Here is a 12,930-nt window from a genome sequence, read left to right on the forward strand (position 1 = left end):
AATCAGCTTTTAAAGCTGAACAGGCTTGCTGTGCCGCTATTTTTTTTAAGCGCAAGTTGCATGCCTGACAATCAGTGAATAAAAAATCAAATGATACAAAAAATAATTGACCTGTCTATTCGACACAAGGGGGTGGTTTGCCTTCTGATGGTCGCGTGGGTAATCGGTGGGCTTTATGCTTTGCGTGGTCTGCCCCTTGATGCTGTGCCTGATATTACCAACAATCAGGTGCAGATCATTACTGTCGCGCCCGATTTGGGTGCTGAAGATATTGAACAGTTTATCTCTTATGCCGTGGAGGTGAACATGGCCAACCTGCCTGGTGTGGAGGAAATCCGTTCCGTTTCCCGTTTTGGGCTTTCGGTGGTTACGGTGGTGTTCGATGAGGATATGGGGACTTTTTTGCCGCGGCAGCTGGTGAACGAACAACTGGGGAAAGTCCAGGAACAGATTCCTCAGGGGTTCGGTACGCCCGAGATGGGACCGATCACCACGGGCCTTGGTGAAGTTTACCAATATATACTGAAGGTGGACGACCAGTTTTCAGACCGCTATAACCTGACGGACCTTCGGGAAATGCAGGACTGGATTATCCGCAGGCAAATGGCGATGGTGCCGGGTGTGGTGGAGGTGAATGGCTTTGGCGGGGCGGTCAAGCAGTACGAGGTGCAGTTGAACCCTGACCAGCTCAACGGGATGAACCTGACCATTGCTGATGTTTATCAGGCTTTGGAAAAAAATAACGCCAATACAGGTGGGGCTTATATTGAAAGAAACCACAAGGCTAATTTTATCCGTGGGGAAGGGCTGTTGCGCTCGGTGGCGGATATTGAACAGGTGGTGGTGACCAATAACACGGGTTTACCCATACTGATCAAGGATGTGGGGAAGGTAGCTATTGGCCATGCGATTCGCTATGGTGCCCTGACGGCCGATGGGCAGGGGGAAACGGTTGGTGGCATGGTGATGATGCTCAAGGGCGGAAACTCCAATCAGGTGATTGGGGCCATTAAGGAGCGTATGGCGCAAATTCAGAAGTCGTTGCCCGAGGGAGTGCGGATTGTCCCCTTTCATGACCGTTCGGAACTCGTAGCGCAAACCACCTCCACAGTAATCCAAAACCTGCTGGAGGGAGGGCTGATCGTCGTTTTTATTTTGGTATTACTCCTCGGGAACTGGCGTGGGGGACTTATTGTCGCCTCCACGATTCCGTTGTCATTGCTTTTTGCATTTATGATGATGCGCACCTTTGGGGTGTGGGCCAACCTGATGAGCCTTGGTGCGATAGATTTCGGCATTATTGTCGATGGGGCTGTGATTATCGTGGAAAGTGCTGTTTTTATGCTGCATCAGCGGTTGGGGAGCAGGCAGGAGGAATCACGCGACGAAGTGGTGCGTAATGCTTCAGGGAAGATGATGAACGCCGCCTTTTTCGGGCAGCTGATCATCCTGATTGTATTTATTCCTCTGCTGGCGCTTGAAGGCGTGGAAGGGAAGATGTTCAAACCGATGGCCCTGACGTTCAGCTTTGCCATATTGGGCGCCATGATCCTTTGCCTGACTTACGTACCGATGGTTTCGGCTTACTTTCTGAAAGTCAAGGGACGGTCTACACCAAATTTTGGCGCAAGGGCGGTGGCTTTTCTGGAGCGGAAATTCGAACCGGTATTGACTTACGCACTGAACAACGGCAAGAAAGCCATCGGTATTGCCGTGGTTTTCCTGGTGGTGTCCTTTGGTATTTTCAGCCGAATGGGAGGGGAGTTTATCCCCAAACTTGATGAGGGTGATTTTGCCTTTCATGTGATTCTGAAGCCTGGTTCCGCACTTTCAGAAACCATTGATGGCACCAGCTGCGTGGAACGGCTGATTATGGAACACTTTCCCGAGGTCAAACATGTGGTCAGCCGTATTGGTGTGGCTGATGTGCCGACTGACCCCATGCCAATGGATGTTGCCGATGTAATTGTGAATCTTAAACCGAAGGACCAGTGGCGTGAGGGCATGAGTAAGCAGCAGCTGGTGCATGAGGTGGAAGCACTACTGACACAGGTGCCAGGCATTAATTTTGAATTCACACAACCGATAGAAATGCGCTTCAATGAGTTACTGACAGGGGTGCGTGAAGATATTGCCGTGAAAATTTATGGTGATGACCTGAAAGTTCTTGCCAAAATAGCCAAGGATGCAGGCGCGCTGATTCAAGGAATTGATGGCGTGGGGGACCTGAAGGTGGAGGCTACCGATGGGCAGCCGCAAATGCAGGTGAAATTAAACCGTGCCCATTTGGCCAAATACGGCGCTTCTGTGGAGGAGGTCAACGAGGCCATTCATGCTGCTTTTGCTGGTGGTGTGGCGGGAACCATCTTTGAGGGGGAGCGGCGGTTTGAACTGGTGGTTAGGCTGGCGAAATCCCACCGACAGGACATTACCGACCTTCAGCAGCTTTATATCCGCCTTGAAAATGGGGTGAGTATTCCCCTGTCGGAGCTGGCGACGATTAGTTACGAACCAGGCCCGATGCAGATCAGCCGTGACGATACCAACCGAAGAACCTATGTGGGCATTAATGTCCGTGGGCGCGATGTAGCCTCTCTTGTTGGGGAAATACAGCAGCGCCTTGATGAGCAGCTGCAAATGCCGCCAGGCTATTTTGTGCGCTATGGAGGTGCTTTTGAGAATTTCGAGCGTGCCAAGCGCAAACTGCAGCTTTTGGTGCCTATGGTCCTCCTGTTGATTTTCGTACTGGTGTATTTCGCACTGGGCAAAATCAAAGAAACCCTGATGATCTATATGGCCATTCCGATGGCAGTGGTCGGGGGGATTGTCAGCCTCTGGTTGCGCGGCATGCCTTTTAGTATTTCAGCAGGCGTGGGTTTTATTGTTTTGTTTGGCGTCGCGGTACTCAATGGTTTGGTACTGATTCAGGGCTATGAAGAACTGGCACATTTGCCGCTTCGGGAGCGCCTGATCAAAGGCACCACCCGACGGTTGCGGCCTATCTTATTGACGGCCTCCACGGATATACTCGGTTTTTTGCCCATGGCCATTTCAAATGGTGCTGGCGCAGAAGTACAGCGCCCTCTGGCGACCGTCGTTATCGGGGGCTTATTTACGGCTTGTTTGCTGACCCTGGTGATCCTGCCCATTTTATATCAGTTTATTCATCAATCTAAAAAAATGCAGGGATCCCATATCAAGGCCGTCATGGCTACCTTCCTGATGCTGGTATTGCCTTTCAGTCTTCGGGCGCAAGCCACTCAAACAATGCAAAATGAGCAGGATATCAGTCTTGAGCAAGCACTGGAGCGCGCAAGAAATAACTATCCAAGCCTCAAACAGGCGGCCTATGGTGTGGCTCAGCAGAAGGCGCTCAGGCAGTCGGCCTATAATTTTGGCAGTACCCAAATCAGTAGTGGTGGGGAAGAGATTGGGACTGACGGGCGTGGGGTTTACACTCCGGTGATGTTCAGTCAGCAAAATATCGATGTTTTCGGTATGCACTCCAAAGCCAAATATTTTGAGCAGGCAGGCAAAACCGCGGAAGCTTTTCAGCAACTTCAATGGCAAAACCTTAAAAAGCGGGTGAGCAAGGACTGGGTGTTGTCGTCGGTCGCTTATGCACGTATGGAGTGGATGAATCGCTTTATGGCGTTTAATCAGGATTTTGAGCAGCGTGCCAAATTAATGTATGAGTCTGAAGCCACGGGTAAGCTGGACTACCTGGCTGCGCGCAATAAAATGCAGTTGCTGAAAACACAGCAGGCACAAGTGCATCAGGATTATTACACGCAGCTTGCGGGCTTGCAACAATGGCTGATGACCGACACAATGTTTGTGGTCAAGGCCACGCCCGAGCAGTATCTGCAGCCCCTTTCGGTGAATGCTGCCGATGTGGGGGCGCATCCGTTGCTATTGTATTATCAGCAACAAACCGCCCTTGCGGATCAGGCAGTGAATGTAGAGCAGGCGAAATTCCTGCCCAAGCTGAATGTGCAATATGGCTGGCAGCGGATTGAGGGACAAAGTGGTTTTTATACCTGGCAGGCGGGGATTTCCCTGCCCTTGGTATTCAATGCGCAAAAAGGAAAAATCAAGGCGGCGAAAATGGCACGGGAGGGGATCCACGTCCAACAGTTGGAGCAGGCTGTGCAGTTGAAAACGCAGCTGAAACAGCAAAGCATGATCTTTGCCAAATGGCAGCGGTCAGTAGATAATTACCGCAGCGTGTTGCTCCCCCTTGCCGAAGAGCAGATCGAGACGGCCAGGTTTTCCTATGAAAAGGGAGCGGTGGATTATATCTCCTACATTCAGAGTATGGATGGTGCCATGCAGGTTTATCAGGCGTATTACGATGCGCTTGGGGCTTTGCTGGTGGCGCAGATCGACCTTGAATACCTGCTGACTCAATTATAATTTTTTAAGAAACGACCAATGAAAACGATATATCAATCTTTGTTAATTTTAGGATTGCTGCTGGCCTTTAGTGGTTGCCAGCCTGGCGAGGGGCAGCATGAGGCCGTGGCAACAAACAGTCACGAGTCCCATGACGGTCATACTGACCATGATGACCATGATGACCATGCTGATCATGAGCAATTAGCGGAAGGGCAGGTGATGCTGACCAACACGCAGGTTAATGCGCTGGAGATCCGTACGGCGCCAATGCAAAAGCAGGTGCTTTCGCAGGTGGTGGTGGCCAATGGACGGCTGGAAGTCCCGCCTCAGGGCAAGGCCTATATTTCAGCACCCATCGGGGCAAATGCCCAGAAAATTTTGGTGGTGGAGGGGCAGACTGTCAAGAAAGGGGCAGTACTCGCCTACCTCGAGCATCCCGAGATTATTCAGGTGCAGCTCGATTATCAGGAGGCCTATCAGCGGTTGCAGTTTGTGGCGCAGGATTATAAGCGGCAACAGGAACTTTATGAGCAGAAGGTAGCCTCGGGGAAGCAGTTTCAGGAGATCAAAGCGAATTATTTTACCCTGAAGGGGCGGGTTAATGGACTGAAAATGAAGCTGGACATGCTGAATATTTCAGCAAAAAAAGTGGAAAATGGCGACATCGTGCCGTTGGCAGCGGTACGCGCACCTATTGATGGGGCGGTTACGGTGGTTAATATTGCCACGGGGCAATATGTAAATCCTCAAATGGCCATGATAGAGCTGGTGGATCCCTCGCATGTACATGCCGACCTGATGGTTTACGAGCGGGATGTTTTTAAGGTGAAAGAGGGGCAGACGGTTCAGTTTGCGCTGAGTCAGCACCCAGAGATGATTTTTGACGCCAGGGTGATTTCCGTTGGGAAGAATTTCGAGGAGGAACGCAAAGCGGTGCATGTGCATGCCGAACCACTGAAAGACCATGCCCACCTGTTGCCAGGCCTTTTCATTAAGGGAAATATTCAGACAGGAACACAAGAGGAATGGGCAGTGCCTGAAGCTGCTGTGGTGGAGGAGGCTGGCAAGTATTTCATTTTTACGGCAACACCCGATGATGAGGGTGCGCGGTATCAGCGGCAGGAAGTGGCGTTGGGGGCCAAATCTTTGGGGCTTGTGGCGGTGAAACCTATGGCTGAAATGGATTCGGCGGCACAGGTGGTGCAAAATGCTGCTTATTATTTGCTTGCTGAAATGAACAAGGAGGAAGCGGAGCACGCCCATTAAGTGGGTGGTCAAGTCAGGTCTTTTTAAAGGGAGGCTGGTGATGGTGGATTTTTGGCCCACCGATCACCAGCCACTTTTTTTAGGGCGTCATTTTTACTGTTAAAGCACCTTTACCGATCGCCCATCGTCCAATTTTGCAGTGGAGGCATCGGTGAAGCTGGCAATATTGCTGCTCAAGGTGAATCAAACCCTGGGATTCCCGTGCATTTTTTGCCTTTATTCCGTGTGTTTTCCACCTGTTCAGGATGCGGTTGTCTTCTGCGGAAAGTTGCTCAAGCAATTCAATAGCTTCGTATTTCAAGGGTTCTTTTCCTGTGTTTTGCGCATAAGCCAGCATAAAGGGGGCAATGGCGTTGATGCTGATACTTTCAAGCATCTTTTTGCCAACTTTCGAGAAGTTTTTTGCGGAAGGTTTTCCAAACTGGTGGTGCTTCTGCCAATAGTCTGATCCTTGTAAACTCCAAGCCTCAGGGGCTGGATTTTTAAACGGTGAGGTGGTCAGGCTGTTCAGCGGAATCGGATGATGAGCGAGCCAGGTGGCCAGCTGTGCCAGCCGAATGGTCGGGAAGTTAAATGGCCGCGTTCGGGCAAAGCGCCAGGCCGTGGCAGGGAGGGGGTGAAGGTCAAGTTTTTTCTGATAGAAAAGAAACTCTTCCAGCAGTGCCGCCTCATAATTATCGCGTGGAGGCGACTGTAAAAGGCCTGCGGTTCCAAAGAGGATCGCTTCGGTGGTGAGGGGTTGATTGGCGGTTTTTGCAAGCTTCTGCCATGAAAGCCGCTCGACGAGCAAAGTCATGGCTTCTTTGTTGAGCTTTGAACCCAGCGCACTGGCCATCACCCAAAAGGCGGTTTGTTGCCAGTTGGCGCCTGCCTTATGGTGGTACTGAAGGATCAGGTCCCGCTTTCGGAGGAGTCTTTCTTCTGCGGCGAGTTCTATCATGCCCCATTTAAAATAATCGGGAACTTGCATCAGAAAAGGTTTGCAGGGGTGTTCCTGATCGGTCTGTAGAAAGTAACGGTATTTTTCCATCGCTCCTTTGGAGGTCCGATTTTTCAGGCTGAGGGTTGGGATGGTGGTGCCGTCGGTACGGTGAACGGGGCGGTTGTTCTCCCAGACCACATGCAGGATCACGTTGTCATAGGCTTTGTCGTGCTGATGCCCATGCTCATACCAGTCAGAAGATTTGAGATGGATTTCAACTTTTCCAAGCCACTCCAATTGCTGGATTTTAACCCTTGCCTGTTCAAAGTCGGGGCCCGCTTCGGTATTGATAAAACCAGGGGTAAACACTTGCAATGGCGCCCCGTCGTCGGTAGTCAGTTGCAGATGGCTGAACTGCTGACTTTGCCAGATATAATGTAAAAAAGCTTCTTGCATAGCCTTTAAAACTGTTTTCAGTAAAAAGGGCTTCAGGAATTTTGGTACATATATTACACAAAAAAAGGAGAAAGAACCCTGAGGTTCAATCTCCTTTAGAATATTTTTAGCCTTTATAATTAAAGGTATCTTTCCAGATAAATGGCCATCTCTTCTTGCAAAGCTTTAGCGGCCTCTCCTGCTTTCTCAGCGAAATCTGTGCCATTTGAAGCGTAAATGATGCCACGGGAAGAATTTACCAATAATCCGCAGTGGTCATTCATGCCATTTTCAGCAACTTTCTCCAAGCTGCCACCCTGTGCACCAACACCAGGAACAAGCAAAAAGTGGTTGGGAACAACTTCACGCACTTTTTTCATCATGTCTGCACGGGTAGCACCTACCACATACATCATCTGATCTTCAGTACCCCATTCCTTACCTTTTTTCAGTACACGCTGCCACAGGGCCTCGTTTTTGCCCAAATCGCAGTGCTGAAAATCAAAGCTTCCCTGATTGGAGGTCAGCCCTAAAAGGATCACCCATTTGTTGTCATATTGCAGAAATGGCTTCACGGAATCCTCACCCATATATGGGGCCACGGTAATGGAATCGAATGCCATGTTTTCGAAGAAAGCACGTGCATACAAACCTGAGGTGTTACCAATATCCCCACGCTTGGCATCTGCAATGGTGAAGATATTTTCTGGGATGTAATTCAGTGTTTTTTCAAGGCTTCTCCATCCTTCAGCTCCCAAAGATTCATAAAAAGCGATATTGGGTTTGTAGGCTACGGTAAAATCTTTCGTAGCGTCAATAATCGCTTTATTGAATTCGAAGATAGGATCTTCACTGTCCAAAAGGTGGGCAGGTATTTTTTTAATGTCGGTGTCTAAACCTACACAAAGGAAAGACTTCTTTTGTTGAATTTGCTCAAAAAGTGTCGCTCTATTCATCGGTGTATTCTGAATGTCAAAGTAAAATACTGATATTTTGCCGGTCAAAAGAAGAGCCAAGTGAACCGAGGCGCAAATTTAACACAAAATCAATAGATTGCTATTGCTTTATTATTTTCTTTCAATAAAATAAGTAGGCTGTAAAATGCTTTGCAGTCGGGGGGATTTTATCGTAAATCGACTACCTCCACATCTGGGTGTGCGGAAGTATCGAATTTAAAATCGGCCTCCGTTACCTTGGGGTTTTCCGTGAAATTATTGATGGTGTAGAAATAGTTGATCCCCGAACGGTCGAAGATTTCCCAGGCCATGAGCTGGTGGGTTTTCTGATTGATTTTCATTCTGATTTTGAAGATCGACTGATCGTGGTTTTCAGGAACCAAATCGACCACATCTACCGGTTTTCCATCTACGGCAGCTTTTTCAAGGTACAGGTATTTATAGCCTTTTTTGTACATGTCATAAATGCCGGCAATGTCGAAGCTGCCATCCTCTGCATCATTATTGGAGATGTTCACCTCTTCGTCTTCTTTGAGCCAGGTCCAGATGGTTTTTCCGTTGTTGTAAATCACCTGACCTGAGGCCTCCAATCGGTATTTGGTACCCGCCACAAGGATGTTCCCATTGAAGGAGTCTTTGATATCCTCCATTTTGTTTTCCAGCGTTTGTGTAAACGAGGCACTGAAGGCGTCCATCTTTTGGTATTTATTACTCATCGCATCGAGTACCTTTAAAGCTTTAGGGTCTTTTTGCGCATAAGCAAAAGAGGCCATCATGAAACAGAGTAAAAATGCAAAGATATTTTTCATGTTAAATATTAGTTTCAATATAGTGTTCAAGTTCTTAACTATAATCAATAACAAGATTACTCATTAAGGTTGAGAATTATAATTTAAATTTCAATTATTCGGTTGAATTGCGCAAATATCAGACTACATATTGTCTAATAACTGTTCGAGGGCATATTCATCATTGACCAACAGCTCGCGAGCTTTGGAGCCCTGAGCCGGCCCAACGATGCCTGCGGCTTCAAGCTGATCGATGATTCTGCCTGCGCGGTTGTAGCCCAGTTTCAGTTTTCGCTGAATCAGTGAAGTGGAGCCCGACTGATGACGGATAACCGTGTAGGCCGCTTCTTCAAAAAGGACATCACGCTCGGAAAGGTCCACACCGGCAGCACCGTTTTCCCCTTCTTCACCGACATACTCAGGAAGCAGGTAAGCCGTTGAGTAACTTCTTTGTTCACTGATAAAATCACAAACACGGTCCACTTCAGGAGTGTCCACAAAAGCACACTGCAGACGAATCAGGTCGCTGCCCTGCGAGAGTAGCATATCTCCACGGCCAATAAGCTGTTCTGCGCCACCCGCATCAAGAATGGTGCGGGAGTCAATCTTTGAGGTTACTTTGAAAGAGAGTCGTGCAGGGAAGTTGGCTTTGATAATCCCGGTAATCACATTGACCGATGGGCGCTGGGTTGCTACCACCAGGTGAATCCCAATTGCTCGGGCAAGTTGTGCCAGGCGGGCGATAGGCGTTTCGACTTCCTTGCCGGCGGTCATCATCAAATCGGCTAGCTCGTCAATCACCAACACAATGTAAGGCAGGAAGCGGTGACCGTCAAGCGGATTCAGCTTGCGCGATACAAATTTGGCATTGTATTCTTTGATGTTTCGGCAACCGGCATTTTTGAGCAGGTCGTATCGGCTATCCATTTCAATACAAAGGGAATTCAGTGTATTGACCACCTTTTTGGTATCTGTGATAATGGCTTCATCCTCATCGGGAAGCTTGGCCAGAAAGTGTTTTTCAATTTTATTGTAAAGGGTCAGCTCCACTTTTTTAGGATCGACCAAGATGAATTTCAGTTCCGAAGGGTGCTTTTTGTAAAGCAGGGAAGTAAGCACGGCATTCAGCCCTACGGATTTACCCTGCCCCGTGGCCCCGGCAATCAGCAGGTGGGGCATTTTGGCCAGATCAAAGACAAAAACTTCGTTGGAAATGGTCTTTCCAATAACCACAGGAAGGATTTTGTTGCTTTTCTGAAATTTGTCGGTATCGAGTACCGAACGCATCGACACCATTTCTTTCACGGTGTTTGGTACTTCAATACCCACCGTTCCCTTACCCGGAATTGGGGCGATAATACGGATACCCAATGCCGATAATGAGAGGGCGATGTCGTCCTCAAGGTTTTTGATTTTTGAAATTTTCACCCCCCGTGCCGGAACAATCTCATACAGGGTAACGGTCGGCCCGATCGTCGCCTTAATGCTGTCAATATTAATGCGGAAATTTTGCAGGGTTTCCACAATTTTATCGGAATTTTCCTGCAATTCTTCTTCGGAAATTTCCTGATCGTTGGGAGGGTAGGCCGTTAGCAGTTCTGCCGAAGGGAACTCGTAGGAGCCCAAATCGAGGTGGGGATCATAAGGTTCCGAATTGAGTACGTTTGTTGCCTCATCTTCGTCCTCTTCTGCCTTATCATCCACTTCAGCAACTTCCACGCTGAGTTCAAGGTTTTCCTCTTCTTCCGCAGTAATTTCCTGCTTTTTTTTCGGGAGTGGCAGGGGAATTTCTTGGGCTTCGGAAGCGTCATTTTCTGACTCCGGAGTGGCACTGTCCTCATTTGGTGTCAGTGCTTCCTCTTCAGGAACCAAAACCTTATTTCTCATGCTCTGGGGTTTGAGAACCACTTCTGGCACTTCAAAAGGCAAAGGTTCTTCCTCCGTTTCCTGCTGAGGTTCGGGCGGTGTCTTTTCGATCGTCAAGGCCACTTTTTTTGGCGCAGGGGCAGCGGGTTTGTTGTTCTTTGGCTGAAGTTCCTCCTGTGCGCTAACGGGCGGTATTGGTGCTTCTTCAGTCAGTTCTTCCTCCTGATCTGTGGCATCTGTATCTTCCGAATGTTTTCTTTTCAGGAAGTCAGGGGCAGAAAATTGCGGTAAGCGCAATGATTCCTTGATATCGAAAAAGTAAATGATGAATGTTCCGACAATAATGAGCAGAATGATGAACGCTCCCCATCCAAAAAGTTCATCGAAGAGCAGGGCGATTTCATGGCCAATGCCTCCGCCTAAAAACGACCAGTAGCCGTGATAAGTGCGGCTCTCTGACATGAGCAGGCACAGGGACATAAATGTCGCCAGCCACAGGTTGAAGAAGATGATGAAATTTCGGATTCTGCGCAGGTCAATTGTTACTTTGTCGAAAGTTATTTTTGCGCCCCAAAGAAAGATCAGTACCGGAATGGTGAAAGAGGCTACGCCCGTAAGGCGGTACATGAAAATATAAGATACCCATGCGCCTGTGATGCCGAGCCAGTTGGCGGCTTCAACACCTGCCGCCCGAACGCCGGTGGCCAAAAAGGATTCCATAATACTCTGGTCGGCGTGGCCGGTGAAAATAAAAGAGATCATGGCCAGGGTGGCAAATGCCGCGCCGAGCATCAGGAAAATTCCTGACGATAACTGGAAGCGCTTATCCTTATGAAAGGTAGGGCGTTTCAGTTTTGTTTTCTTCTTTTTGCTCTCGGGGGTTGCTTTCTGTTTTTGAGCACTGACTTTTGGAGCGGGCGCGCTATTGGCACTCTCCTTTGGTGTATTATTGGTAATGAATGTGTTCTCAGCCATAATGGGAATAGATCTTCCGAAGATGTACAGAAGTATTTTCGTTTGAATAAGCTGGGGCGCTTTAAACGGTCATCCTGCAAGTCAAAAATTGCCCCAATCTATATTTGCGAAGATAAGCAAAAATTGGGGAATGGCGATTGGTAAGGCAGAGAACATAAAAAAAGCACGAAAAAAATCGTGCTCTTATGGTTGCTTATTATCCTGAAGGGGCCTTTTTACAAGCCGGCTTTCAGGATGGCTTTGTTGATTTCTTTCATGAAGGAAGGGCCCTGATAAATGAAGCCAGAATAAATCTGTACCAGGGCGGCACCTGCTTTCATTTTTTCCACGGCATCTTCGGGGCTGTTGATTCCCCCTACGCCAACAATAGGGAATGCACCATTGGATTGCTTGTGTAAATAGCGGATCACTTCCGTGGAGCGTTCGCGCAGTGGCGCACCGCTTAAGCCGCCGGCACCAATTTCCTCAATACGGTTGTCGGTGGTTTGGAGCCCGCCACGTTCGATGGTCGTGTTGGTGGCAATCACTCCGTCAATGTTCACCTCCTGAACGATTTCAATAATGTCGTTGAGCTGCTCGTTGGTTAAATCTGGCGCAATTTTCAGCAGAATAGGCTTCGGCTGGTCTTTGGTGGCGTTCAGTGCCTTTACCTCAGAGAGTAATTTTTTCAGGGGTTCTTTTTCCTGAAGCTCACGGAGGTTAGGCGTATTTGGCGAACTGATGTTACAGGTGAAGTAATCCACATGAGGGAAGAGCGCTTCAAAGGCTAATTTATAATCCTCGAATGCTTCTTCGTTAGGGGTAACTTTATTTTTACCGATGTTCCCTCCAACAATAATGGAAGAAGAACGCTTCTTCAGACGCTCAATGGTTGCCTCTACGCCGTCGTTGTTAAAACCCATGCGGTTAATCAGTGCCTGATCTTCCGGCAAGCGGAAAATTCGTGGACGCGGATTCCCCGGCTGGCCCTTTGGGGTTACGGTGCCAATTTCAATGTGGCCAAAACCCATTTGTGCAAATTCGTCAATCAGTTTGGCGTCTTTATCAAACCCTGCGGCAAGGCCTACGGGGTTGGGGAACTTGATGCCGAAAACTTCGCGTTCCAGTTTGGGGTGCTTGAAATTGAACAGGGCACGGCAAATAGGGCGGGAAAATGGAATCGACAGGCTGCCTTTCAGCATTTTGACGATGGCATGATGAATGTCTTCAGGATCATGTTTGAATAAAAATGGACGAATGACGGACTTGTACACGTTGTTAGATAGAATTTATGAAATGGATGAAACGATGGGGCAGCCCAGAAGGGACTGACACAAAAAGCAAT

Annotated in this window: 7 protein-coding genes; 2 read left to right on the forward strand and 5 right to left on the reverse strand. The window is 48.5% G+C overall.

What is annotated here, in order from left to right; genetic code table 11:
• Positions 1-90: 90 nt before the first annotated feature.
• Positions 91-4,416 (forward strand): CusA/CzcA family heavy metal efflux RND transporter, encoded by a 4,326-nt coding sequence (locus AABK40_RS03450; protein WP_338397655.1) that lies wholly within the window; start codon positions 91-93, stop codon positions 4,414-4,416.
• An 18-nt stretch (positions 4,417-4,434) separates the two neighbouring features.
• Positions 4,435-5,664, forward strand: a complete 1,230-nt coding sequence (locus AABK40_RS03455; RefSeq protein WP_338397656.1) for an efflux RND transporter periplasmic adaptor subunit — start codon at positions 4,435-4,437, stop codon at positions 5,662-5,664.
• Positions 5,665-5,743: 79 nt separating this feature from the next.
• Here the strand turns inward: AABK40_RS03455 and AABK40_RS03460 are convergent, their stop codons facing one another.
• The 5 genes from AABK40_RS03460 to AABK40_RS03480 form a co-directional block, all read right to left on the reverse strand.
• Entirely contained in the window at positions 5,744-7,042 is a 1,299-nt protein-coding gene (locus AABK40_RS03460) for a DUF2851 family protein (protein WP_332921084.1), read from the reverse strand.
• A gap of 119 nt (positions 7,043-7,161) precedes the next feature.
• Positions 7,162-7,977: an orotidine-5'-phosphate decarboxylase gene (gene pyrF, locus AABK40_RS03465; protein WP_332921083.1), complete on the reverse strand. Its 816-nt coding sequence runs from the start codon at positions 7,975-7,977 to the stop codon at positions 7,162-7,164.
• 167 nt (positions 7,978-8,144) lie between these two features.
• A complete protein-coding gene (gene lolA1, locus AABK40_RS03470; protein ID WP_338397657.1) occupies positions 8,145-8,786 on the reverse strand; it encodes an outer membrane lipoprotein periplasmic chaperone LolA1 in 642 nt (213 codons plus the stop codon).
• Between the two features lie 123 nt (positions 8,787-8,909).
• Complete coding sequence (locus AABK40_RS03475) at positions 8,910-11,606, reverse strand: FtsK/SpoIIIE family DNA translocase (RefSeq protein WP_338397658.1); 2,697 nt, start codon at positions 11,604-11,606, stop codon at positions 8,910-8,912.
• A 215-nt stretch (positions 11,607-11,821) separates the two neighbouring features.
• A complete protein-coding gene (locus AABK40_RS03480) occupies positions 11,822-12,859 on the reverse strand; it encodes a quinone-dependent dihydroorotate dehydrogenase (RefSeq protein ID WP_338397659.1) in 1,038 nt (345 codons plus the stop codon).
• Positions 12,860-12,930 lie beyond the last annotated feature (71 nt).

It is taken from the genome of Persicobacter psychrovividus (assembly GCF_036492425.1).
Lineage (GTDB): Bacteria > Bacteroidota > Bacteroidia > Cytophagales > Cyclobacteriaceae > Persicobacter > Persicobacter psychrovividus.